The organism is Stenotrophomonas sp. BIGb0135 (assembly GCF_024810105.1).
GTDB lineage: Bacteria > Pseudomonadota > Gammaproteobacteria > Xanthomonadales > Xanthomonadaceae > Stenotrophomonas > Stenotrophomonas maltophilia_AB.
This window is the reverse complement of record NZ_JANUDX010000002.1, coordinates 233,576-258,056: the sequence shown is the minus strand read 5'-3', so window position 1 is coordinate 258,056 and position 24,481 is coordinate 233,576. Positions and strand designations below refer to the sequence as shown.

20 protein-coding genes and 1 tRNA gene are annotated in these 24,481 nt (G+C 66.6%); 3 read left to right on the top strand and 18 right to left on the bottom strand.

What is annotated here, in order from left to right:
* Nucleotides 1-167 precede the first annotated feature (167 nt).
* The 4 genes from M2421_RS05585 to M2421_RS05570 all read right to left on the bottom strand — a co-directional run bounded on the left by M2421_RS05585 (nucleotide 168) and on the right by M2421_RS05570 (nucleotide 1,977).
* Nucleotides 168-695 carry a hypothetical protein gene (locus tag M2421_RS05585; protein ID WP_159095148.1) on the bottom strand — a complete coding sequence of 176 codons (528 nt, stop codon included), beginning with the start codon at nucleotides 693-695 and terminating at the stop codon, nucleotides 168-170.
* Nucleotides 692-1,306: an RHS repeat-associated core domain-containing protein gene (locus tag M2421_RS05580; RefSeq protein ID WP_259203897.1), complete on the bottom strand. Its 615-nt coding sequence runs from the start codon at nucleotides 1,304-1,306 to the stop codon at nucleotides 692-694. The genes M2421_RS05585 and M2421_RS05580 overlap by 4 nt, the downstream gene beginning before the upstream one ends.
* Nucleotides 1,307-1,315: 9 nt before the next feature.
* Nucleotides 1,316-1,612 (bottom strand): hypothetical protein, encoded by a 297-nt coding sequence (locus M2421_RS05575; RefSeq protein WP_259203896.1) that lies wholly within the window; start codon nucleotides 1,610-1,612, stop codon nucleotides 1,316-1,318.
* Between the two features lie 289 nt (nucleotides 1,613-1,901).
* Nucleotides 1,902-1,977: transfer RNA gene (locus M2421_RS05570), tRNA-Thr, on the bottom strand.
* Between the two features lie 136 nt (nucleotides 1,978-2,113).
* On the opposite strand from M2421_RS05570, the gene treA reads away from it, so the two are divergent.
* The gene (gene treA / locus M2421_RS05565; RefSeq protein WP_259203895.1) at nucleotides 2,114-3,742 is read left to right on the top strand and encodes an alpha,alpha-trehalase TreA; all 1,629 of its coding nucleotides are present in this window, start codon (nucleotides 2,114-2,116) and stop codon (nucleotides 3,740-3,742) included.
* 30 nt (nucleotides 3,743-3,772) lie between these two features.
* Here the strand turns inward: treA and M2421_RS05560 are convergent, their stop codons facing one another.
* The 6 genes from M2421_RS05560 to M2421_RS05535 all read right to left on the bottom strand — a co-directional run bounded on the left by M2421_RS05560 (nucleotide 3,773) and on the right by M2421_RS05535 (nucleotide 12,921).
* On the bottom strand, nucleotides 3,773-4,462 hold the full coding sequence (locus M2421_RS05560) for a lysoplasmalogenase (protein ID WP_259203894.1): 690 nt from the start codon (nucleotides 4,460-4,462) through the stop codon (nucleotides 3,773-3,775).
* A complete protein-coding gene (locus tag M2421_RS05555) occupies nucleotides 4,459-6,342 on the bottom strand; it encodes a peptidase M61 (RefSeq protein ID WP_259203893.1) in 1,884 nt (627 codons plus the stop codon). The genes M2421_RS05560 and M2421_RS05555 overlap by 4 nt, the downstream gene beginning before the upstream one ends.
* 76 nt (nucleotides 6,343-6,418) lie before the next feature.
* Nucleotides 6,419-8,545, bottom strand: coding sequence for a peptidase domain-containing ABC transporter (locus M2421_RS05550; protein ID WP_259203892.1), 2,127 nt, complete (start codon nucleotides 8,543-8,545; stop codon nucleotides 6,419-6,421).
* 18 nt (nucleotides 8,546-8,563) lie between these two features.
* The gene (locus M2421_RS05545) at nucleotides 8,564-9,859 is read right to left on the bottom strand and encodes an HlyD family secretion protein (protein WP_259203891.1); all 1,296 of its coding nucleotides are present in this window, start codon (nucleotides 9,857-9,859) and stop codon (nucleotides 8,564-8,566) included.
* A 28-nt stretch (nucleotides 9,860-9,887) separates the two neighbouring features.
* Nucleotides 9,888-12,518, bottom strand: coding sequence for a class III lanthionine synthetase LanKC (gene lanKC / locus M2421_RS05540; protein WP_259203890.1), 2,631 nt, complete (start codon nucleotides 12,516-12,518; stop codon nucleotides 9,888-9,890).
* A 214-nt stretch (nucleotides 12,519-12,732) separates the two neighbouring features.
* Complete coding sequence (locus tag M2421_RS05535) at nucleotides 12,733-12,921, bottom strand: hypothetical protein (protein WP_259203888.1); 189 nt, start codon at nucleotides 12,919-12,921, stop codon at nucleotides 12,733-12,735.
* 330 nt (nucleotides 12,922-13,251) lie between these two features.
* Here M2421_RS05535 and M2421_RS05530 point away from each other — a divergent pair, with 330 nt between their 5' ends.
* Nucleotides 13,252-14,799: a hypothetical protein gene (locus M2421_RS05530; RefSeq protein WP_259203886.1), complete on the top strand. Its 1,548-nt coding sequence runs from the start codon at nucleotides 13,252-13,254 to the stop codon at nucleotides 14,797-14,799.
* Between the two features lie 55 nt (nucleotides 14,800-14,854).
* On the opposite strand, the gene ispH is transcribed toward M2421_RS05530, so the two are convergent.
* The 5 genes from ispH to murJ all read right to left on the bottom strand — a co-directional run bounded on the left by ispH (nucleotide 14,855) and on the right by murJ (nucleotide 21,821).
* Nucleotides 14,855-15,805, bottom strand: coding sequence for a 4-hydroxy-3-methylbut-2-enyl diphosphate reductase (gene ispH, locus M2421_RS05525; RefSeq protein WP_259203885.1), 951 nt, complete (start codon nucleotides 15,803-15,805; stop codon nucleotides 14,855-14,857).
* Between the two features lie 54 nt (nucleotides 15,806-15,859).
* Complete coding sequence (lspA, locus tag M2421_RS05520) at nucleotides 15,860-16,366, bottom strand: signal peptidase II (protein ID WP_259203884.1); 507 nt, start codon at nucleotides 16,364-16,366, stop codon at nucleotides 15,860-15,862.
* Nucleotides 16,366-19,197 carry an isoleucine--tRNA ligase gene (gene ileS, locus M2421_RS05515; RefSeq protein ID WP_259203883.1) on the bottom strand — a complete coding sequence of 944 codons (2,832 nt, stop codon included), beginning with the start codon at nucleotides 19,195-19,197 and terminating at the stop codon, nucleotides 16,366-16,368. The genes lspA and ileS overlap by 1 nt, the downstream gene beginning before the upstream one ends.
* The gene (locus M2421_RS05510; protein ID WP_259203882.1) at nucleotides 19,194-20,141 is read right to left on the bottom strand and encodes a bifunctional riboflavin kinase/FAD synthetase; all 948 of its coding nucleotides are present in this window, start codon (nucleotides 20,139-20,141) and stop codon (nucleotides 19,194-19,196) included. Before M2421_RS05510 ends, ileS begins: the two co-directional genes overlap by 4 nt.
* 75 nt (nucleotides 20,142-20,216) lie before the next feature.
* Nucleotides 20,217-21,821: a murein biosynthesis integral membrane protein MurJ gene (murJ, locus tag M2421_RS05505; RefSeq protein ID WP_259203881.1), complete on the bottom strand. Its 1,605-nt coding sequence runs from the start codon at nucleotides 21,819-21,821 to the stop codon at nucleotides 20,217-20,219.
* A 116-nt stretch (nucleotides 21,822-21,937) separates the two neighbouring features.
* On the opposite strand from murJ, the gene rpsT reads away from it, so the two are divergent.
* On the top strand, nucleotides 21,938-22,207 hold the full coding sequence (gene rpsT, locus M2421_RS05500) for a 30S ribosomal protein S20 (RefSeq protein WP_019184515.1): 270 nt from the start codon (nucleotides 21,938-21,940) through the stop codon (nucleotides 22,205-22,207).
* 208 nt (nucleotides 22,208-22,415) lie between these two features.
* Here rpsT and obgE read toward each other — a convergent pair whose 3' ends face one another.
* From obgE to rplU, 3 genes are all read right to left on the bottom strand, one after another.
* The gene (gene obgE / locus M2421_RS05495; protein ID WP_259203879.1) at nucleotides 22,416-23,468 is read right to left on the bottom strand and encodes a GTPase ObgE; all 1,053 of its coding nucleotides are present in this window, start codon (nucleotides 23,466-23,468) and stop codon (nucleotides 22,416-22,418) included.
* Between the two features lie 200 nt (nucleotides 23,469-23,668).
* Nucleotides 23,669-23,929, bottom strand: a complete 261-nt coding sequence (gene rpmA, locus M2421_RS05490; RefSeq protein ID WP_019184517.1) for a 50S ribosomal protein L27 — start codon at nucleotides 23,927-23,929, stop codon at nucleotides 23,669-23,671.
* A gap of 15 nt (nucleotides 23,930-23,944) precedes the next feature.
* The gene (gene rplU / locus M2421_RS05485) at nucleotides 23,945-24,262 is read right to left on the bottom strand and encodes a 50S ribosomal protein L21 (protein ID WP_259203878.1); all 318 of its coding nucleotides are present in this window, start codon (nucleotides 24,260-24,262) and stop codon (nucleotides 23,945-23,947) included.
* Nucleotides 24,263-24,481: the final 219 nt, after the last annotated feature.

The following is a 24,481-nucleotide window of genomic DNA, read 5'->3' as shown; positions in this document are numbered from 1 at the left end:
CTACTCAGGTTCACTTCAAACACCTCTCCATCCTCAATGTAGAGCTGCACGTTGTTGTCCGTGACCAAACGGATGTCCAACACCCACACTTGCGGGGCACCGTGTCTAACGTTTACCGACTGCTTCCATGGCTCCCATTCCGCATTTTCCACGAGCAGCTCTCGAGATCAATCCAGGCCACTGATGCGCTTGATAAAAACTGCTACATCAGAACAGTGATCATCCAATGTGACACCAAACTCCTTTACCGAGAGTCGCGCCAGTTCCTCCCCGCCACAGTTACCCGCAATCGCGCTGATTAATTCTGCTCCACCGCCCACCAGAACTGTCTCAGGATCAAACCACAGCAGAATTGATCGATCAGCTGGTACCAAGTAGTACTCCGGAAAGAAACCTAAACAGCCAAGAAGATCAACATATCGACCCCACCCATCGATATCGGCATACGGAAACACATCCTCGCCCGAGCTTACTGTTACCGCAGGAACAAACCACAGCGGCATCGCGCCTCGCGCTTCGAGCTGGTTTATCAAGGCATCAAAGATGCTTTTTGGCACCCCTCCAAGCCCATGAAGATCACGATTGAAGAACAGCCCTCGCCATGTCTCGTCCTTGAAAGGGAAAGCTGGGAACTGCTGATCACTCAGCATTTTCTCCACCTCATTGCGATCAACGCAATTCGATTCCTGATTCATTGACTCTTCTCATAGCGCGTGGTTTGAATAACTTTACTTTCTGCATCACGAATCTTAATGGTGGGCGCACCTTTGTGATCACTCTTTGTACTCGTGTGCCTGTCAGCCACACCACCACCATCGAGATCCTTGACCTCGGTTACATTGCCATGTCGATCTTCATAGCGTTTTGTTTCACCTACACCTTTGATGCTATCCCATGCCGCGTCGGCAGCCTCCTGACCACCAGGATGAACATCGCCGTTACCTGACTTGCTCCCCGTGGAGGGTGAAGTGCCTTCCTTGATCTTGTCCGCAGCCGAACCTGCGGAGTCAGAGCGCTGAACAAGCCGTTCCAAACCTAAAGCACTCAGAATCCCAGCGATGACACCGCCGCCGCCACTGGTCCCTCCTGCTCCTGAGGCCCCTCCCCCCGTCGCGATACCGGCTTCAGCGCATGCTGCAGCATTTGCAGGATTCATTCCGCATGCAGCAATGCTCTGCCGCCCATCCGGATCCGTGAACTTGTACGGATTGCTGTTCGCGTACCGGTAGCGATTGAACTGCCCTATCGGATTGCTATACGCCGCCACAGGATCCACGGACAGAAACACCCCCAACTGCGGATCCATGTACCGCTGCTACATGTAGCTCAAACCGGTGGCCGCATCGCTTACGTGCCCGGTGTATCCCGGCCCATCCGTGACCTGACCACCTACAACTGCCCCGTAAGGTTCGTAGTCATAGCGTTTGATCACGTTGCCGTTGGCATCGCTCTCGGCCACAACGGAGCCCAGTGCATCGGTGTGAATGTAGGTGACCGTTTGTGCGCTTGCGGTCGGCACAGCCACACCCAGCAACAGCACGCAGCAAAGCCAGGTGCCAAATGCCCCCAACTTGCGAACTCGATCTTCAATTCTCCTGAAGCGGGTCGACACACCGCCTGCAGTTCCCCCGAACCTGCGCATCCTTCCAATCCCTGAAAGTGCCTTGAAGCAAGGCTGTGTATTCATAGCACAGGAATGGCCGGGTGCGGTTTCCAGATCAGGAACAGGGCGCGGCGCTAAGCGCCTGGGAAGCCGCTGGGGCGGGGGGCGCGGCTCGGAAACTCTGGGCTGCCAGCCATGGGCTGGCACTACTGGGTTGCCGGCCAGCGGCCGACACTACCAACGGCGGTATCGCCACAAACAAAAAGCCCCGACCAAGGCCGGGGCTTTTTGCTGTATCTGGTGCCGGAAATAGGAATCGAACCTACGACCTACGCATTACGAATGCGCCGCTCTACCAACTGAGCTATTCCGGCTGAGCAGGCAATTCTACGGCGGGGGGCCGAAGTGGTCAATTGGCATGCGCCGCGCCCAGCTCCCGGCCCCGCCCCGCGGGCACCGGGCGTTGACGCAAGGGCCCCTACAGTGGGCCATCCCGCCCGGAACCGCCGCATGCATCCCCGTTCCCGCCTGGCCGGCCTGATGCTGGCCTCATTGCTGTGCGCCGCCACGGCCACCGCCAACGGCCCCGGCCCAGCCCCGCCGCTGCCACCGGACCAGCAGAGGCAGCCGCTGTTCCAGCAGGTCCAGGGCGCGCACCTGTTCGGTGACCAGAAGACCTTCGCCGATGCCGTGCCCCGGCAGGATCCCACTGCGGTGTTGGCCCAATGGCGGTCGATGCAGGGGCGATCGGCCGACCTGGCCGGGTTCGTGGCCGAGCATTTCGTCGTGCCCGGTGAGGCGGCCGCTTACGTGCCGCCAGCCGGGCAGGCCCTGCGCGCGCATATCGAAGGGTTGTGGCCGGTGCTGGCCCGGACCACCGACCGCGTTGACCCGCGCGGCTCCCTGTTGCCGCTACCCAAGCCCTACGTGGTGCCGGGCGGACGCTTCCGCGAGGTCTACTACTGGGACAGCTACTTCACCCTGCTCGGCCTGGCCTCCAGCGGGCGCTGGCAGCAGGTGCGCGACATGGTGGACAACTTCGCCTGGCAGCTGGACCAGTACGGGCACATTCCCAATGGCAACCGCAGCTACTACCTGAGCCGCTCGCAGCCACCGTTCTTCAGCCTGATGGTGGATCTGCTGGCAACCCACGAAGGCGAGGCAGCCTATCGCCGTTACCTGCCGCAATTGCGCACCGAGCACGCGTTCTGGATGCGCGGCGCCGCTGGGCTCGCACCGGGCCAGGCCAGCGAACGCGTGGTGCGCCTGGCCGATGGGCAACTGCTCAACCGCTACTGGGATGCCCGCGCGGTGCCGCGCACCGAGTCGTGGACCGACGACTTGGCCACGGCCGCACAAGCGCCGCAGCGCGCGCCGTCGCAGGTGTATCGCGACCTGCGCGCGGGCGCGGAATCGGGCTGGGATTTCAGCTCGCGCTGGCTGGCGGAACCGGCGTCACTGGGCAGCATCCACACCACTGCGATCGTGCCAGTGGACTTGAACAGCCTACTGTTCCACCTGGAAAAGACCCTCGCCCGGGCCAGCAAGGTGGCCGGCGACGGCAAGGCGGCGCGCGACTTCGCGCGACAGGCGGACGCGCGCCAGCAGGCAATAAACACCGTTCTCTGGGATGCGACCCAGGGCTGGTACGTGGACCGCGACCTGGAGCGCGGCCAGACCCGACCCGCGCTCACCGCGGCGGCACTGTTCCCGCTCTGGCTGCAGGTCGCCACGCGGCCGCAGGCGCGGCAGACGGCGGCTGCGGTGGAAGCGCAGTTGCTGCGCGAGGGCGGCCTGCTCACCACCACCGTCAACACCGGGCAGCAGTGGGATGCCCCGAATGGCTGGGCACCGCTGCAGTGGGTGGCGGTGGACGGATTGCAGCGCTACGACCAGGACGCCCTGGCGCGCCGCATCGGCACGCGTTTCCTGCGTACGGTGCAGGCGGTGTACGACAACGAAGGCAAGCTGGTGGAAAAGTACGTGGTGGACGGTTCGGCCGGCGGCGGCGGTGGCGGCGAATATCCGCTGCAGGATGGCTTCGGCTGGAGCAACGGGGTGACCGCGGCATTGCTCGACCGACTGTGCCCGTCACGGCAGCGCTGCAACACCGCGCAGGATGTAGGCAACGAAGACTGACATGCGGCCTGATGCGCCGCCCTGCTGTCGTCAGCGCGAAGCGGGCCGAGCCAACGCATCGACCGACCGTGCAATCCCATACTGCGCCGCGTAATACGTGCTCAGCACCAGCAGGCTGGCCATCGGCAGTCCACCGCCGAAACGGTCCCAGGCCAGCAGGCAATCGCTGGCGACGAACAGCACCGCGCCCCCGGCCGCCCACGCGGTGCTGCTACGGGCCGCGCCGTGTAGTGCCGGCTTGGCCCAATGCCGGGCCAGCGCGAGGATGGCCATGACCGCCAGCACCACCACGTAGGCCAGTACCGGTACGCGCATGTCGCCGGGCAGGTGCGGCCACAAAGCAACGAGGTTGCCGCAGGCAAACGCCCCCAGCAGCAGCGCCGCACCGGCAAGGCCGCGCCCGCCACGAACGCCGGCGCGGAAGGCGACGATGTAGCACACGTGCGCCAGCAGGAAGGCGATCAGTCCGGGCACGAAAGCGTCCATCGGCAGCATCAGGGCGATGTCGCCGATGCACGACAGCGCCATGCCGGCCAGTACTGCGCGGCGGTAGCCGGCGTCGTGCGCCGGCAGTGCGCGCCACGCGATCGCGGCGATCAGCACGGTGGTCAACGGCTTGGCCAGCCAGTGCAGCCAGCGGCCGTCACCCTCCAGCCCGGCACCGACGATGGCCACGGCCGCGAGCGCCACGATCAGCAGCTCGCGGCCGGGCGATCTCATCGTGCCTTCCACAGTTCCGCCAGGCGATCCGGCTTGCCGGCAATGCGCTCCAGCGACGGGTACAGCAGGCCGCCGTGGTAATCCAGGGTCACCGTGTCGATGCGATCGAAGCTGCGCACCAGCAGCGTAATCGGGGCCTTGTCGGTCTTGGCCGTGGTCACCGCCTCCTTCAGTGTCTCGCCCTTGTACACGCGGCCGTTGACCGCCAGCACGGTCATGCCCGGGGTGAGACCGGCGTTGAATGCGGGGCTGTCCCACAGTACGTCGGTGAGCACACCGCTGTTGGCCACGCTCAGTCCCAGCGAATAGGTCAGGTTGATGCCGCTGGCGCGGGTCTCCTGCGCCTTGACCGCCTCGCTCGGGGTCTCGGTGTAGACCAGCTTCCAGCCGGCCGCGTCCAGCCCGCCGGTGAGCGAGCCGTGGCCGTCCAGGCGCTCGCGCAGGAAGCCGGCCCAGTCGAACGGCGCGATGCCGTTCAAGGTGCGCACCACGTCGTCGAAGGTGTACGGGTTGACGTTCCAGTCGCCGTCGTTGATGCCGAAGAACGCCTTGGCAAAATCATCCAGGCTGCGCTTGTTGCCGGTCAGCGCACGCAGCTTGCCCTCCACGTCCAGCCACACCATCTGGCCGCCGGAGTAGTAGTCCTCGCTCAGCTGGTAGTTGCGGAACGCCAGCGCGCGACGCTGGGCGATGGTGGGGTCGTTGGTGGTGTCCTGCAGCGCGCGCCAGGCCAGGCCGGGGCGGCCGCGATCATAGGTGGCGGCCACATTGGCCAGTGTCTCGCGGGTCTGCTGCTCGCTCCACAAGCCCGACCGCGCGGCCAGCACCTGGCCCCAGAACTGGGTCTGGCCTTCATACAGCCACAGCAGGCTGTCGCCCATGGGCACGTTGAAGTTGGGCGTGGTGAGGTCGGCGCCGCGGCGGTACTTGCCATTCCAGGAGTGGTTGAACTCGTGCGGCAGCAGGTCGCGGCCCAGCCAGTTCTTGTCCCACTCGGTGAAGTAACCGGGCTCGGCGCTGTTCTCGCTGGAACGCTGGTGCTCCAGGCCGATGCCGCCGAGCTTGCTGGTCAGCGCCAGCAGGAAGTCATAGCGGTCGAAGTGGCGTGCGCCGTAGAGTTTGTGGATCTGCTGCACCAGCGCACGGTGGGCCTTCAGCTGCTCGGGCTTGGCGACCAGCGATTTGGCGTCGTCGGCGAACACGTTCAGGCGCACCGGCACCGTGGCGCCGGGGTCGAGATCGTACTGCTGGTAATAGCGGCCGGCGAACAGCGGCGAGTCGACCAGGTGGTCGTAGCTGATCGGCTTGAACACCACGGTGTCGCCGTCGCGGCGCTCGGTCTCCAGCGCCGTTGCGTAGTTCCAGCCCTTGGGCAGGGTCACGCTGGCCTGCGCCTGCAGGTTGCGGGTGATCACCCCGGCCGGGTACAGCGAGTTGGCGTTCCACTGCAGGTTGAGCATTTCCGGGGTCATCACCACCCGGCCCTGGCTGCCGCCCTGCGAGGACAGGAACTTGAACTCGGCCACCACCTCGGTCGCGCCGGCCGGCACATCCACCTTGAAGGCGTAGACGTCGTAGGGGTCGCGTGTCCAGTGCAGCGGCGTGCCATTGGCGGTGACCACCAGGCCGGCCAGCTTGTCGATCGGCCCGCTGGGCGAATGCGCGCCGGGCAGCCACTGCGGATACAGCAGCGTGAGCGGGCCGGGCTTGGCCGGGATGGTGGCCTTGACCTTGAAGATGCGCCGGCCGATGTCGCGCGCGTCCACGTCGATGCGCAGCACGCCCGGCCAGGCGACATCCTGCGGAGGCGGCGTCTGCGCCTGCACGCCGCTGGCGGACAGGGCAAGCAGCACGGACAGGACGGTGGCACGCATTTTCATCAGGCACGGCTCCAACAGCGAAACACCCGATGCTAGACCTCGCCGCTGCCCTGCCCCATGGCCAAAGGTCATGCCGTCAGGCAATCGCCCCCACCGGGTGCTGCAGCCGGTCGTTCACCACCGTGCCCTGTACCAGGCTGACTACGCGGTCCGTGCTGGCGATGGTTTCCGGCCGATGCGCCACGAGGATGCGGGTCAAGGTGAGCTGGCCGATCGCCGCGTTGACCGTGCGTTCGTTGGCGATGTCCAGGTGGCTGGTCGCCTCGTCCAGCACCAGCACCCGCGGCGAGCCATACAGCGCGCGCGCCAGCAGGATGCGCTGTGCCTGCCCGCCGGACAGCCCGGAGCCGATGTCGCCGACGATGGTGTGGTAGCCCATGGGCATGCCCTCGATCTCGGCATCGATCGAGGCCAGGCCCGCGCACTGGCGGATCCGCTCCTGGTCGGGCTGGGGATCGAAGAAGCAGATGTTGTCGGCGATCGAGCCTGCAAACAGGACGTCGTTCTGCATGACCGTGCCCAGCAGGCGACGGTATCTCGACAGGCCGTACCGATCGATGGGCGTCCCGTTCACCAGGATCTCGCCCGTGGTCGGCTCCAGCAGGCCGAGCAGCAGCTTGACCAGCGTGGTCTTGCCGGAGCCGGACACCCCGGTGATGGCGATCGACTGGCCCGCGTTGAACCGGATGTTCATGCCGTGCAGTACGTACGGCTCGAGCGCCGAGTAGCGGAAGCTCACGTTGCGGAACTCGATCTCCACCGGCTCGTTGGCCAGGCCGTCCTCGCCATGCGATGGCGCTTCGCCCGGCGTCATCACGATATCGGCGACACGCGAGGCATGCAGCGACAACATGCGCGCCTCGAACAACTTGTCCACCATGCCGGCCACGCGCTGGCTGAACTGGTCCTTGTAACTGAGGTAGGCAAACAGCATGCCCACCGAGAACTGCTTTTCGGTGACGGCCACGGCCGCCAGCCAGATGACGATGATCCGCTCCACGTTGAACAGGAGCGTGTTGGCGGTCTGGTTCAACATCGACAGGCGGGCCACGCCCAGCTCGGCGTTGTACTGCTCGGCCAGTGTATTGGACCAGCTGTTGTGGCGGATCGCCCCCCGGCCGAACAGGCGGATGCTCTGGATGCCGCGCACCGATTCCATGAAGCTCTGTTCCTGCCGCGCCGCATGGATGATCTGCTCGGAGGTCGCGTTGCGCAGGCGACCGAACATCACCAGGCGCAGTACGACGTAGACCAGCACCGCCGCCAGCGTCACCAGGGCCAGGCGGGGGCTGTAGGCCAGCATCATGGCAAGGGTGCCCACCATCATCAGCCCGTCCAGGATCGCCTCCACGAACTGTGTGGTGACGATGCGCTGCATGGCGATGATGGAGTTGAACCGGGAGATGATGTCGCCGGTGGTGCGCTTCTCGAAGAACGGCAGCGGTAGCCGCATCAGGTGCGCGAAGGCGTTGCCCAGCCACTGGAAATTGAAGCTGGTCGACAGCGTCGTGGTGGCCCAGGTGCGCGCCGCGCTGAGCACGGTCTGCACCAGCACCAGCAGGATGAAGCCGATGCCCAGGACCGCGATCAGGTCGAGGTCGCCGTTGACGAGCGCCTCGTCCACGGTCCATTGCAGGAAGAACGGCAACAGCAGCGCGCATGCCTGCAGCGCCACGCCCAGCGCGACCACCCGCAGCAGCCCGCGCCGAAGCCCGACCACGCGGCCCATGAGGTCGCGGATCCGGTAGCGCTGCAGTTCCTTGCGCGGCACGAAGTCGCTGGACGGCGTCAGTTCCAGCGCGACCCCGGTGAAGGATCTGCGCACCTCGCTCATGCCCACCCGACGCCGCCCGGTCGACGGGTCGTGGATGACGATCGAATCCCGGCCGACCGAGATGAGCACGACGAAGTGGTTGAAGTTCCAGTGCAGGATGCAGGGCGTGGCGAGGTCGGGCAGGCTGTCCACGTCCAGGCTCAGGGCGCGCGACTGCAGCGAGCAGGCCGTCGCGATGCCGACCAGCCCGAGCATGGTGGTGCCCTTGATCGAGACCGGGAAGCGCTGCCGCAATGAATGCAGATCGACGGTGTATCCCCAGTATCCGGCCACCATCGCCAGGCACGCCAGCCCGCACTCACTCGCCTCGGCCTGCAGGATCACCGGTACGCTGCTGCGCTTCCAGAGATCGATGTTCAGGGTTGTCATCGTCCGTGTTCCCTTGCCTTAGATGCGTCCGGTCACCGTGAACAGAGGATCGAGGATCCACTCGTACAAACGCCTGCGCTCCAGGCTCACGTCGCCCTCGGCCAGCATCCCCGGTCGCAGCGCGATGTCTTCGCCATATGCCCGCACCTTTGCCGAGTCCAGGCTGACGCGCACCCGGTAGAGCGGCTCGGCCCCCGAATCGAGCACGCCTTGCGGCAGCCGCACTTCATCGGCGCGCATCGTGGACCGCGAAATCGCCTTGACGCTGCCATGGTGAAGGCCGAATTTCTGGTACGGGAAAGCGGGATATCGCATGGTCACGTCCATGCCCACCCGCATCAGCCCCACCGCTTTGGACGGCGCATACATCTCCACCTCAAGGGGCAGGTGCGCCGGGATGATGACCGCCAGCGCGGTCAGCGCGGCCACGCTCTGTCCGGCCACGATGTTGACCGTGCCGATGGTGCCGTCGCTCTGCGCACGCACGATGACGGTGCGCAACCCGCTGTTCTCGACGATCTGCTGGCCCAGTTCGGCCACGTTGCGCTGCATGTCGCGCGTATCGCGCTGGGACTGCACGTCCAGGTTGTCCAGCTCCAGGCGCGCGGAGATCTTCTCCCGTCGCAGACTGGCAATCTGCCGCCGCACCTCCGCCAGCCGCTGCCGCTTGTCCAGCAGGTCGGCCTGGCGCTCGCGCGCGGCCACACCGGAGACGTAGCGTGAACTCACCAGCTCGGCGTAGGTCTGCGCGGTCTGCTCGGCAAGCGCCACGATGTCGCGTTGCAGGCGCTCCTGCTCCACCATCGCCTGCAGCTCGCGGTCGTACTCCACGATGCGCGCGCGGAGCGGCCCGCGCTGCCCGTCCAGCTGCTGGTGCCGCTCGGTCATTTCCTGCTCGAGACTGTCCCGGCGCGTGGCCAGCAGGTCGCTGACCGAGCCCACGCTGCCCTCGATCCGGGTATTGGCGCGTGCGTCGGACACCACGAACAGCGCCTGCCCGGCCTTGACGTCCTCGCCCTCGGCCACCAGCACCTGCGACACGCTGCCCGCGGACGGCGCCAGGATCGACACCGTGCCGCCCTCCGGCACCACCACGCCCTGCCACTTCACCTTGCGCGAGGTGCTGAAGGTCAACAGGAACACCAGGATCAACACGACCACGGCCATCCCCGCCCACGCCAGCCGGGTCATCAGTCGATCACCGATCAGCAGCACCGTGCCGTAGGGCCGCGTATCCTGCGCGGCGGCCATGGCTTCATGCCGGAACACGCCGTTGCCCGGTCGCTTGCCGGCGTCGTCCTGGTCCGGATTCACGGCCACCTCCCTGCGGCGCGCACGGCCCTCATCGCGGCGACGCAGCGGCAGGCTGCAGCAGTACGTCGAGGGTCAGCAACCCGTTGGGCTTGTCATGCGCCAGCCGGTCGAGGAAGGTCATCACCCCTGCGCCGCCATTGCCCCAGGTGCAGCTGATCTTGGTGGATGTCCCTGCCGGGAAACACAGGCCCTCGTCCTTGTCCATCTCGAACATCTCCAGGCCCTTGGCGGCACGCCAGGCGAGCCTGCGGTAGCTGTCATCCCCCAGCAGCTGGGCCGCATCGAGCAGGTAGTGGCCGAGCCCGGCCAGGCCGAGGAACAGATCGCAGCTGGCGGTGTACTTCTGCGCGACGGTGCACTTCACGCCGTCCAGGAAGTCCGCGTAGCGCTGCTGTCCGGTGATCTTGAACGCGCGCAGCGCCACCGTCGCCACGCCCGCGGTGCCCATGCCCAGGTAGGGGTAGAGGATGGTGCTGGCTGCGGCGGTGTCCTGGGCGAAGCCCAGCATTCCCTGCAGGGTGCGGCCACAGGAGATGTCGAAGTCCAGCGCGCGCAGCGCGGTATCCAGGTAGGCGTCATGCGCCACGGCCTGGTGCAGGTACAGCAGGAACAGGGCAATCCCGGCACCGCCGCGATGCAGCCCGGTGCCCACCACGCCCTCGGCGTCTTCGCCCCAGCACACGCCCGCCTCGCGGGTGATCGCCGTCGCCAGCAGCGCCGCACCGACACGCTCGGCCTCGCGCAGGTAGCGCGCCTCCTGCGTGGCGTGCCACATCTTCAGGCAGGTCAGGCCGAAGCCGGCATAGCCGTATCCCAGCGTCATGTCCTGGTACAGCAGCGGCTGCCCGCTGGCGCGCCCCAGCGTGGCCGCGGCCTCCTCCATCCGCCCTGCGTCGCACTGCACCCAAGCCAGCCCGCACAGTCCGTTGAGCAGCCCGGGCAGGTGCGTCCCGGTCCGCCCCAGGCGCTCCAGCCAGTCCAGCAACGCAGCCGGCACCTCGCCTTCCACCTGCCGCCAGGCAAGCGCGATGCCGCCGACGCCGTGGTCCAGGGCGATCAGGTCGGTGGTGTACGCGTCCATCGGGAACGGGCGCCACGAATGGCTCAGGTCCATGGCCTGCCGCAGGTAATCCATGACCCGCTGCACGACCGGCTCGAGCGACCGGGGCTCGACCGTGGCGGGTTCGGCATCGAACGCACGGACCGAAGCCACGTCCATGCCGCGCAGCAGCGCGATGCACGCGTCCAGGTCGGGCTCGGGCTCGCGCAGCAGGCGCTGCAGGCAGTCGGCGAATGCGTCGGGCAGGCCGATGTCGTCGCGCAGCGCCAGCAGCGCGCGCTCGGCGTAATGGTCCATCACGTCCAGTGCCAGCGAACTGGGGGAAAGCAGCGACAGCAGCACGCACCCGAGCGCATACACGTCGTCCTCCGGCTTGGCGCAGTCGCGGTGGCGGCGCGCCTTCGACCGGAAGCCGGGGGTGTAGATGTTGATGGGAGGGTCGACGCCGGGCTCGTAGGCCCCTTCGAAATCGATCAGGCGAACGCTCAGGGTCGCCTCGTCCACGATGATGTTGTTGGTCGAGAGGTCGCCGAACACGATGCCGCGGCGGTGCAGCGCCTGCACCTTGCCGATCAGGTCGATGCCGATCAGCGCCGCCCGGGAGATCCACTGCACCACCTCCTCCCGGCTGGAGCCCGGGTAGAGCGCGCGGGTGGCATGCAGGCTGTAGCTGCGCAGCGTCTCGCCCTCGATCTTCTCCTGGACCAGGAACGTGTGCTCCCATTCGACGAACCAGCCCAGGGCCTTGGGCGCGATATCGGTGTCCTGCAGCGAGGTCAGGATGCGCTGCTCCTTCTGCAGCCGGCTGAGGGAGTCGATGCCATCCACCTCCGCATCGACCAGGGGCCGGGCTTCCTTGATCACCACGGCCAGGCCGTCGCTGATCCGCCTGCCGGCATACACGCCACCGGCGTTGGAGAACTTCAGGACCGATTCCACTTCGTACTGCTGCCCGAACAGGGTGTCCGGCTCCGCCGCGTCTGCGTCGACGGCCTCCTGTCCCCAGTGCTTGTCCTCGACGAAGGCGGGCACGTTGAAGTGCGGCAGGCGCTGGTCTTCGACGTAGGCAAAGGAGGCGTCGAGGATCATGCTGCGCTCGCGGCCCATCGCATCCTGGACGGTGAAGGAGCGGAATCCGCCGTAGCGATAGAACACCGCGCCGGAATCCTTGTATTGCCGATCCGACAGGATGTACGGCCCGCGCACGTCGCGCAGGGCCTGGTAAAGGTCCTCCAGCAGCAGTTCGAACACCTGCACCGACTGCGGATAGACCGTGATGAACTTGCCGCCGGATTGGCGTGCAGCGGTCTTGGACAGCAGCTTGCGGTGGATGAACTCGTCGCTGGCGAACTTGAATTCGGTCGTGCGTGCGGCACACACCCGCATGACGGTCTGCAGGACGGTGTCGGCGTCCTTCAGCGTGCAGCTCACGTGGATCTTCCAGCCCTGGGTTATCTGCTTCTGCACCGGGGCGGCGACGTAGGTCCAGAAATGATCCTTGACCAGGCGCCATAACGGCGGAAGGCACGGACGCACCTGGTCGCAGTAAGTGTCCTTGGGCGTGTATTTATCGAACGGCACGAAAAATTCGGGGTGCACATTCAGATCAGGAGCATTTACCTGGTTCAAGACGACCTCGCACGGACATGCAGGCACGCGCGATGCAATCGATCGCGGTACTGGCAGGGATAATCGAACGTGATGTCCGCGTAACCGGCACGGCACGCGTACCCGGGACGAAAGCCGCACGACCAGTCAGTCGTGCGGCCCCGATATCCTCGATCACGGCATCAGTGGATGCCGGAGCGAGACATCAGGAGATGACGTTGCCGTCTTTCACGCAATCCTTGCTGAAAGTACTCCACTCGTCCTTGGTCACACCGTTACAACCTTCGCTGGTCGTGCTCCACGCTGCCAGGCCACCGCTGACACCTTCCAGCTCCTGCAGCGCGAGAACCTTCATCTTCGCCGACGTCGTGGCCGACTTGAATTCCTTGCTCATGCTTCACCTTCCGATAGTGTGTTGATTCCGATGCGGCTGGGCCGCTCCATGAGTTCCCAGTGTGCACGCTGCAAACTCGCTGCAATATTTATTTGCTGTTAATGAAGTTGTCAATAGCGTCAAGAAATCATTTTTCGCCTTCACATCACGGCCGACCCGATGCGCTCCGATGTGAATGTGTGATCGCTATCGCAGCTTGCACTGCAGCATGCCGCGACATTCTCCCGCACGCCGTGGCTTTCTCGCCGCGATAATGTGGCGCTGTATGACGCGACGCGCCGTTGCCGGCACGGGATTTACCTCTCCGCTTTTCAACAAAAGGAATTGGCCATGCGCAGCAGCAGTTTGATGACGGGGGCGGCGCTGGCGGTGATCGGGATGGCGGCATTGATGGTGCGCGGGCCGCGTCGCACCCGCCCACGGGTCGCGATCACGGAGGTGGGACCGCTGCCCTTGCCTGACGCCGACGATCTCTGGCGCTGGATACAGGCACTGAACGCGTTCGGCCCACGCATGACCGCCTCGCCCGCCCATGCACAGGCGGTGGACTATCTGGCCGCCGAGCTTGAATCACTGGGCCTGCAGGTCCACCGCTTGCCTCACCGTATCCAGCGCTGGACGCCGCAGCACTGCGCCGTGCAGTTGGACGACGGCACGCCGATCGCGGTGGCCGCGCCCTACCCCTACTCGGGCCAGACCGATGCGCAGGGCGTGCACGGTCGCCTGGTCTGGCTGGCGTCGGCCAGGCAGATGGATGCCGCGCGCGATGCCATCGCGGTGGTGCAGGTCGATCCGGTGGCGTTGAGCCGAGCGAAGGCGGCAATGGTGTTCCAGCGCCGTGCCGTGCTGCCCGATGCCGGCGCGGATTTCACCCGTGACGAGGTGATGCCGATACTGGCGCCGCTGGTCGATCCGCACTTGCTGGTGCGTGCGCGCAAGGCCGGCGTGCGCGCGGTGGTCTGTGTGTTCGCGGGTCTGTCCGACGCGCTGGCGCGCGACCAGGTGCTGCCCTTCACCACCCCGTGGATGGACTGCCCGGCGCTGTGGGTGGACCAGGCGGCCGGCAACGCGTTGCGCGCTGCCGCGCAGGCTGGGCGCAGTGCAACGCTGGTGCTGCAGGCCGAGCGCACCGAGGCGATGACCGACTCGCTGCATGCGGTGCTGCCCGGCCAGGTGCGTGGCGAGAGCATCCTGGTCAACACGCATACCGACGGCCCCAACGCCTGCGAGGAAAACGGCGGCGCCGGTCTGCTGGCCCTGGCCGCGGCCTTCGCCAAGCGGCCGCGACGTCGCGACATGGTCTTCGTGTTCGCCAGCGGGCATTTCCAGATCCCCCAGTTCACCGACCGCGGCCAGGCGACGATGGCATGGCTGCGTGCGCATCCGCAGTGGTGGGATGGCAAGGGACGCCACGCGCGCGCGGTGGCCTGCCTGACCCTGGAGCACCTGGGCTGCATGGAATGGAAGGATCGGCCAGGCCGTGGCGCACCGCAGCCGACCGGGCGCCTGGAACGCGAGATCGTCTACGCCACCAACCCGGTGATGGAACAGGTGTATCGCGCCGCCGTTGCCGGGCGCAGCAAGCTGCGCAGCGTGGTGGTGGCACCGCGGTTCAGCGCGCTGTTCCTGGGCGAAGGTGCCAGCCCGTACCTGTGCGGGATTCCGGGAATCGGCCTGGTACCCGGGCCGGATTACCTCTGCCAGCAACTGCCCGATGGCGGGCTCGAGCGCCTCGATGCGGGGTTTGCGTGGCAGCAGGTGCAGAGCTTCGCGCGGGCGCTGGCGATGCTCGATGCGATGGCGGCCGACACGATCGGTGCGGCCACGCCGGCGCTGGACAGGCCGCTGAAGCGCTTGCGCGCGGTGTTCTCGGGTTGACGGCAGGGCCGGTTACCGCAGTGGGCAACCCCGCCGTGCGCGCCGCGTCAGCGCCTCAGCTGATCAGGCGCAGGCGCAGTTCCTTCGGCAGCGCGAACACCATCGATTCCGGCTCGCCGTCGAGTTCGCCGACGCCGCTGGCGCCGAGCTCCTTCAGGCGTTCGATCACTCCGTCCACCAACACCTGCGGTGCCGAGGCGCCGGCGGTCAGGCCGATGTGCTGCTTGCCCACCACCCACGCCGGGTCGATTTCGTGGGCGCCGTCGATCAGGTAGGACTCCACGCCTTCGCGGCGCGCCAGTTCACTCAGGCGGTTGGAATTGGAGCTGTTCGGCGAGCCGACCACCAGCACCAGGTCGCAACGCTGGGCCAGGTCGCGCACGGCGTCCTGGCGGTTCTGGGTGGCGTAGCAGATGTCGTCGTTCTTCGGCCCCTGCATCGACGGGAAGCGCGTGCGCATCGCCTCGATGATGCCGCGGGTGTCGTCCACCGACAGCGTGGTCTGGGTGGTGTAGGCGAAGTTGTCCGGCTGCTCGATCTCCAGCGTGGCGACGTCGTCGACATCCTCCACCAGGTAGATCCGGCCGGTGCCGCGCTCGCGGTTCCACTGGCCCATGGTGCCTTCCACTTCCGGGTGCCCGGCGTGGCCGATCAGCACCACGTCGCGGCCGGCACGGCAGTGGCGGGCCACTTCCAGGTGCACCTTGGTGACCAGCGGGCAGGTCGCGTCGAACACCTTCAGGCCGCGACGCTCGGCTTCCTGGCGGACCGCCTGGGAGACGCCGTGGGCGCTGAAGATGACCGTGTTGTCGTCCGGCACCTCGTCGAGTTCTTCGACGAAGATGGCCCCGCGTGCCTTGAGGTCATCGACCACGAAGCGGTTGTGCACGACCTCGTGGCGCACGTAGATCGGCGCGCCCAGGGTCTCGATCGCGCGCTTGACGATCTCGATCGCACGATCGACACCGGCACAGAAACCACGCGGATTGGCGAGCAACACGTCCATCGGTCAGATACTCCGGCCGGCGCGGGGCCGGTTGATTGCAGGGAACAGGGGGGATTATCCCGCTTTTTTCTCGGCCTTGCCGTCGAACAGGCCAAACACAGCGATCCCCACGGCGCCGACCACGATCGCCGAATCGGCGATGTTGAACGACGGCCAGGCATGGTCACCGATGTACCACTGGATGAAGTCCACCACGTGGCCGTGCATCTGCCGGTCGATCACGTTGCCGATCGCCCCGCCGATGACCAGCGCGTAAGGCGCGGCGCTGCGCCAGTGACCGCGCGCGGTACGCGACAGCCAGAACGCCATCAGGCCGCTGATGCCCAGTGCCAGCGCGGTGAAGAACCACAGCTGCCAGCCACCGGCATCGCTCAGGAAGCTGAATGCCGCGCCGGTGTTGTAGGTGCGGTACCAGTTCCAGAAGCCATCGATGACCACCACCGGTTCGAACTCGGGCAGGCTGGACAGCACCCAGGCCTTGCTCCACTGGTCCAGGCCGATGACCACCGCCGACAGCAGCAGCCACACCAATGCGTTGGGACGCGGACGGGCGGCGCTCATCAGAACCACCGCCGATCTTCGCCGGCACCGTCGATGTTGGTCACGCAGCGACCGCACAGTTCCGGATGGGCCGCCACCGTGCCCACGTCGGCACGGTAGTGCCAACAGCGCACGCACTTGGTCTTCCCGGTCGGCTGCGCACTGACAAACACCTCATCGGTGGTCGCCGGGCGCACCTGCACATCGCCACTGATCAGCAGGAAGCGCAGTTCGTCAGCCAGGGGCTGCCAGCGGGCGGCGGTGTCCGCGTCGGCGGCCACCGTGATCTCCGCTTCCAGCGCCGCACCGATGGCGCCGTTGGCGCGCATCGGCTCGAGCACCTTGGACACCTGCTCGCGCAGGGCCAGCAGCTGCTCGAAATCGGCGGCGGTGAGCGGCGCGTCGGCCGGCAGCGGTGCCAGACCGTCGTACCAGGTGGCGAACAGGACGTTGTCCTTGCGCGCGCCCGGCAGGTAGCCCCACAGCTCGTCGGCGGTGAAGCTCAGGATCGGCGCGATCCAGCGGGTGAACGCTTCGGCGATGTGGTACATCGCGGTCTGCGCCGAGCGCCGGCCACGCGAGTCCACCGGCATGGTGTACAGCCGGTCCTTGGTGACGTCCAGGTACAGCGAGCCCAGGTCGACGCTGCAGAAGTTCAGCAGCAGCTGCACGATCTCGGCCATGGTGTAGCTGGTGTAGGCGGCCTTGATCTTCTCCTGCACCTCGAAGGCGCGATGCACGATCCAGCGGTCCAGCGCGACCATGTCGGCCGGGGCCACCAGGTGCCGGGCCGGATCGAACCCGTCCAGGTTGCCGAGCAGGAAGCGCGCGGTATTGCGCAGGCGCCGGTAGGCGTCGGCATTGCGCTTGAGGATCTCCTGCGACAGCGACATTTCATTGCTGTAGTCGGCCGAGGCGATCCACAGGCGCAGGATGTCCGCGCCCAGCGTCTTCATGATGTCCTGCGGCTCGATGCCGTTGCCCAGCGACTTGGACATCTTGCGGCCCTTCTCATCCACGGTGAACCCATGGGTGAGGCACTGCTTGTACGGGGCGTGCGTGTCGATGGCCACGCCGGTCAGCAGCGAGGACTGGAACCAGCCGCGGTGCTGGTCCGACCCTTCCAGGTACAGGTCGGCCGGCTTGCCGAAGCCACGCGCCAGCAGCACGCCTTCGTGGGTGACGCCGGAGTCGAACCAGACATCGAGGATGTCGGTGACCTTCTCGTACTGCGGCGCTTCATCGCCCAGCAGTTCGGCGCTGTCCAGCGAATACCACACGTCGATGCCGCCCTGCTCCACGCGGTCGGCCACCTGCTGCATCAGTTCGACGGTGCGCGGGTGCGGCTCGCCGGTCTCGCGATGGGTGAACATCGCGATCGGCACGCCCCAGGTGCGCTGGCGGCTGATGCACCAGTCCGGGCGCCCTTCGACCATGCCGCCGATGCGCGCCTTGCCCCAGCTCGGGAACCAGCCGACGCTGTCGATCGCGGCCATCGCGTCGCGGCGCAGGTTGGCCTTGTCCATCGAGATGAACCACTGCGGGGTGGCGCGGAACACCACCGGCGTCTTGTGGCGCCAGCAGTGCGGGTAGCTGTGCACGATCTCGACGAAGGCCAGCAGCGCGCCGGACGCGCGCAGCACGTCCACGATCAGCGGCTGCGCCTTCCACAGGTGCACGCCGGCCAGCGCGACATCGCCGGCCGGCGGGGTCGAGGGCAGGTACACGCCACGGCCGTCGACCGGGTTGATCTGGCCCGCGTTGTACCGATCCATCAGCCCGTACTGCTGGCTGACCACGAAGTCTTCCTGGCCGTGGCCCGGGGCGGTGTGCACCGCACCGGTACCGTCTTCGGCCGAGACGTGCGCGCCGTTGAGCAGCGGGATGTCGCGGGTGGGATAGAACGGGTGGGCCAGCAGCAGGTTTTCCAGTGCCGCGCCGGTGGCGTGGCCGTGCTCGACCAGGCCGTCCACGCCGTAGCGCTGCAGCGAACGCTCGGCCAGCGCGGCGGCCAGCACCAGCCAACGGCGCTTGCCGTTGTGGGCCGGGCCTTCGGCCAGCACGTAGTCGATGTCCGCACCGAGGGACACCGCCAGCGAGGCCGGCAGCGTCCACGGGGTGGTGGTCCAGATCGGCACGGCCACCTCGACATCGGCCGGCAGGGTCGCGCCGAAGCGCGCGGCCAGCTGCGCCGAATCCCGCGCCACGTAGGCCACGTCGATCGCCGGCGAGGTCTTGTCCTGGTACTCGATCTCCGCCTCGGCCAGGGCCGAGCCGCAGTCGAAGCACCAGTGCACCGGCTTGGCGCCGCGCACGATGTGGCCGTTGGCGAACACCTTGGACAGCGCGCGGATCTCGTTGGCCTCGAAATCGAAGCTCAGCGTCTTGTACGGGTTGTCCCAATCGCCGATCACGCCCAGGCGCTTGAAGTCGCGGCGCTGCAGGTCGATCTGCTCTTCGGCGAATTCACGGCACTTCTGGCGGAACTGCTCGGCGTCGAGCTTGGTGCCGACCTTGCCCCACTTCTTCTCGACCGCGATCTCGATCGGCAGGCCATGGCAGTCCCAGCCCGGCACGTAGGGCGCGTCGAAGCCGGCCAGGTAGCGCGACTTGACGATGATGTCCTTGAGGATCTTGTTGACCGCATGGCCGAGGTGGATCTGGCCATTGGCATAGGGCGGGCCGTCGTGCAGCACGAACAGCGGGCGGCCCTGCGCGTTCTCGCGTAGGCGGGCGTACAGGCCCTCGTCTTCCCAGCGCGACAGAATGCCCGGCTCGCGCTTGGGCAGGTCGCCGCGCATCGGGAATTCGGTTGCCGGCAGATGAAGGGTGGCTTTGTAGTCCTGGCTCACGCAGTGGCTCGCAATCTGTGTTCGGAAAGGATGTGACGCGCCTGTTCGGCGTCACGGTGCATCTGGTCGGTCAACGCGGCCAGATCTTGGAACTTCTCTTCGTCGCGCAGCTTGGCGACGAATTCCACTTCGATGTGGCGACCGTACAGGTCGCCCTGGAAATCGAACAGGTGCGCTTCCAGCAACGGCTCCACGCCGTCCACGGTCGGGCGGGTGCCAAAGCTGGACACCGACGGCCACGGCTGGTCGAACACGCCGTGCACCCAGGTGGCATAGATGCCCGACAGCGCCGGCGTCTTCGGGAAGCGCAGGTTGGCGGTGGGGAAGCCGAGCGTGCGGCCGAGCTGGCGCCCGCGCACCACCCTGCCCCCGATGGAATACGGGCGGCCGAGCAGGTCGTTGGCGTGGGCGAAGTTGCCCTCGCGCAGCAGCTGGCGGATGCGGGTGCTGGAAATGCGCTCGCCGTGCAGGTCGATCGGTTCGATCTCGCCGGCGGCGAAGCCCAGCTGCGCGCCCATCGACTGCAGCAGGGCCAGGTCGCCGCGACGACGGTTGCCGAAGCAGAACGCCGGGCCGATCCAGACCTCGCGCGCGCCCAGGCGCTGCACCAGCAACTGCTGCACGAAGTCCTCGGCCTGCATCGCGGCCATGCGCGCATCGAAGCGCAGCAGGCCCACCGCATCCACGCCCAGCTCGCCGAGCATGGCGACCTTGTCGCGGGCCAGGGTCAAGCGCGGCGGCGGCTCGCCCTGCGCGAAGTACTCGCGCGGCAGCGGCTCGAATGCGACCGCCACGGCGGGCACGCCCAGGGCGCGCGCACGCGCCACCGCATGCCGCACCAGCGCACGATGGCCAAGGTGCAGGCCGTCGAATGCGCCGATGCATACCACGCTTCCGTGCGGGAACAAGGGCCCGCCTTCGATGCTTCTGAACAACCTGGTCATCAACTGGGAGTCCGGCCCACCAGGACCGATGCGTTGCAAGGAATAGCCATGAAGTATAGCCGGGGTGTCCACCAATCAATGCTCGCGCAGGTGGCGCGGGCGGAAACCCATCGCGACCAGGGCGACCAGGTAAGTCAGGCCGCCCCCCCCGACCAGCAGCGCCAAGTTGCCGATCCGGTGCCATTTGTCCATCTCGGTGAAGCCGGACATCCCGTACAGGAGGGCCAGCAGCACCGCCACCATCGCCGCGCAGGCCACGCCCAGGCGGGTCGCATAGCCGGCCCAGCCCGGCTTGGGCTGGTACACCCCGGTCTTGCCCAGCCAGTACCAGAGCAGGCCGAGGTTCAGGTAACTGGACAGCGCGCTGGCGATGCCCAGCGCCAGGTGCAGGCCGGGCTGCTTGCCCAGCGCCGCCCACACGCCCTGCGCCTTCAGGGCCTCGGGCACCATCACGTGGTAGAGCACGGCCAGTAGCGCGAAGTTGAAGACCATGTTGGCCACCAGCGCAATCAGGCCGGCACGGACCGGGGTGCGGGTGTCCTGGCGCGCGTAGAAGGCCGGCAGCACCACCTTCAGCAGCGCGAAGGCCGGCAGGGCGAAGCTCAACCCGTACACGGACAGGGCCGTCATGCGGGTGTCGAAGGCGGTGAACTCGCCATGCTGGAACACCGTGGCGATCAGCGGCTCGGCCAGCAGCATCAGCCCGAGCATCGCCGGCACCGCGATCAGCAGGGTCGTGCGCAGGCCCCAGTCCAGGGCGCTGGAGAAGCCGGCCTTGTCGGTACTGACGTGGTGGCGGGCCAGCGCCGGCAGGATCACCGTCCCCAGCGCCACCCCGAACACGCCCAGCGGCAGTTCCAGGAAGCGGTCGGCCAGCGACAGCCAGGACTGCGAGCCGTCGATCAGCTTGGCGGCGATCACCGTGTCCAGCAGCAGGTTGATCTGCGCCACCGAGGAACCGAACAGGGTCGGCACCATCAGGGTGAGCACCTTGCGCACGCCCGGGTGCCGCCAGCCCCAGCGCGGCAGGGTGAGCAGGTTGATGCCCTTCAGCGAGGGCAACTGGAACAACAGCTGCAGCAGGCCGGCGGCCAGCACCGCCCAGCCCAGCGCCAGGATCTGCTTCTCCGGGGTGCCGCCCAGCCGCGGCGCCAGCCACAGTGCGCCGGCGATCATGCACAGGTTGAGGATGACCGGGGTCAGCGCCGGCATCGCGAACCGCTGGAAGCTGTTCAGTGCGCCGCCCGCCAGCGCGGTCAGCGAGACGAACAGCAGGAACGGGAAGGTCAGCCGGAACAGGTCCACCAGCAGCCCGTGCTTGGCCGGGTCGGTGTCCACCCCGCTGGCGAACAGCGTGGCCAGCTGCGGGGCGAAGATCAGCGCCAGCGCGGTGACCAGCAGCAGCACCCCGCCCAGCGTGCCGGCGACGCGCGACATCAGTTCGCGCAGTTCGGCGTGCGAGCGGGTTTCCTTCACCTCCGTGAATACCGGCACGAAGGCGGTGGCGAACGAGCCCTCCGCGAACAGCCGGCGCAGGAAATTGGGCACCCGGAACGCGACCCAGAAGGCGTCGGTCACCGCATTGGTGCCGAACGTGGTGGTGATGACCAGGTCGCGGACCAGGCCCAGCACCCGCGAAATCATGGTCATGCTGCTGAAAGACAGCAGGCCCCGCAACATCCTTGGTGAACTCACCCGTGTTCCCTCTTGACAATTGACTTGACGTACATTTTTCGAGCCATCATACTTTCCAGCTTGCTGTTCCCATTACACCGATTTTTCAGGAAACCACCACTGTGGCCAATATCAAGTCCGCCAAGAAGCGCGCCAAGCAGACCGTCGTGCGCAACGCGCGCAATACGGCTCAGCGTTCGATGCTGCGCACCGCTGTCAAGAAGGTGATCAAGGCTCTGGATGCCAATGACGCCGCCGGCGCCGAGGCAGCCTTCGCTGTTGCCCAGCCGATCCTCGACCGTTTCAGCTCGCGTGGTCTGATCCACAAGAACAAGGCTGCTCGCCACAAGAGCCGCCTGACCGCGCGCATCAAGGCCATCAAGGCCGCCTGATCCGGCGCTGCGGGTGTCGTAGAGCCACGCCAAGCGTGGCTTCGACCCAGCCGCAGGAAAAGACCCGGCTCCGGCCGGGTTTTTTGTTGCCCGCCATTCCAGGCCGACGCGCACAGCTGGCAGCCGCCGCGCCTGGCGCGACCCCGCCCCGGCGGCACCACAGAAAAACCCGGCCGCAGCCGGGTTTTTCAGGGGCGCGCGGGTGCGCTCAGTACGCATCGCGCGCTTGCGCCTCATCTTCCTTCTGGCGGTCGAAGAAGGCCATGATGTTGGTCATGATCGGCCAGGTGCCTTCGCGGCCCAGCGCCGAGACCAGGTACCACGGCTGGGTCCAGCCCAGCTCGGCGACGATCTTCTCGGCGGCCACCTTGGCCTCGTCCTCGAACATCAGGTCGGCCTTGTTCAGCACCAGCCAGCGCGGCTTGTCCAGCAGCTCCGGGTCATGCTTCTCCAGCTCGCGCTCGATCGCACGCACCTGCTCGATCGGCGACACGCCGTCCACGCCACCTTCCATCGGGGAGATATCCACGAGGTGCAGCAGCAGGCGGGTGCGCTGCAGGTGGCGCAGGAACTGCGCGCCCAGGCCGGCACCGTCGGCGGCACCTTCGATCAGGCCGGGAATGTCGGCGATGACGAAGCTGCGGTAATTCTCGACACGCACCACGCCCAGGTTCGGGTACAGGGTGGTGAAGGGGTAATCGGCCACTTTCGGGGTGGCGGCGGACACGGCACGGATCAGGGTGCTCTTGCCGGCATTGGGGAAGCCCAGCAGGCCCACGTCGGCCAGCAGCTTCAACTCCAGCTTGAGCAGGCGCTCTTCACCCTCTTCGCCGGGCAGCGCCTGGCGCGGCGAGCGGTTGGTGGAGCTCTTGAAGTGCATGTTGCCCAGGCCGCCGCGGCCGCCCTTGGCCACCAGCAGGCGATCGTCGTGCTGGGTCAGGTCGCCGATGACTTCATCGGTGGCCACGTTCATCACCACGGTGCCGACCGGCACGGTGATGACCAGGTCTTCGCCGCCCTTGCCGTACGCCTGCCGGCCCATGCCGTTCTCGCCGCGCTGCGCCTTGAAGATGCGCTCGTGGCGGAAGTCGACCAGGGTGTTCAGGTTGGCATCGGCGCGGATCCACACGTTGCCGCCATTGCCGCCATCGCCACCGTCCGGGCCGCCCAGCGGAATGAACTTCTCGCGACGGAAACCGACGCAGCCGTTGCCGCCATTGCCGGCGGTGACCTGGATTTCTGCTTCGTCTACAAGTTTCATGATTCTGGATGCCAACTGGAGGCGGCAGGCAGCGGATGCGCCCGACCGCAGAGTCTAACGTCCCCGGTACGATCCGTGGACGGCGGCGGGAAGGATCCCCGCGCATGGTCGAACAAAAACAAAAAACAAAAACCCCGCCGAAGCGGGGCTTTCGTCAGCGGCCCCACGCGCTAGGCGTGGGCGCCTGCGTATCGCGAAGATCAGGCTTCGGCGACGACGCTGACGGTACGACGCTTCTTCGGGCCCTTGACCGAGAACTCCACCTTGCCGTCGACGAGCGCGAACAGGGTGTGGTCACGACCGAGGCCAACGCCGGTACCCGGGTGGAACTGGGTGCCGCGCTGACGCACGATGATGTTGCCGGCATCGATGGCCTGGCCACCGAAGATCTTGACGCCGAGGTACTTCGGGTTGGAGTCGCGACCGTTGCGCGATGAGCCTACGCCCTTTTTATGTGCCATGACTGGTCTCCTTGATTACTTGCTGCCACCGGCGATGCCGGTGATCTCGATTTCGGTGTAGTACTGACGGTGACCCTGGCGCTTCATGTGGTGCTTGCGGCGACGGAACTTGATGATCCGGACCTTGTCAGCACGACCCTGGGACACGACCTTGGCGGTGACCGAAGCGCCGCTCAGCGCGTCGCCGATCTTGATACCGTCGCTGTCGCCCAGCATCAGGATGGTGTCGAACGTGATCTCGTTGCCAACGTCGGCTTCGAGCTTTTCGACGCGGAGCGTTTCGCCCTGCGCCACGCGGTATTGCTTACCGCCGGTTACCAGTACTGCGTACATGACCAGACTTCCTCTGTAGTTATTGTGGTCTATGGACTGCCGCCATCGAGGGCGGACAGAAGCGGGATTTTAATGACTGGGGCCGGGTCGGGTCAAGTCACCCCCCACTCTGGCCAGTCCGGGGCTGAATCCCGTTCAGGTACGGCCCCTCCGGGTCTCAAAAGGTGAGACACAGGGCTGGCAAAGTCGCCGATTGCCCCCAAATCCCAAGCTCGGTAG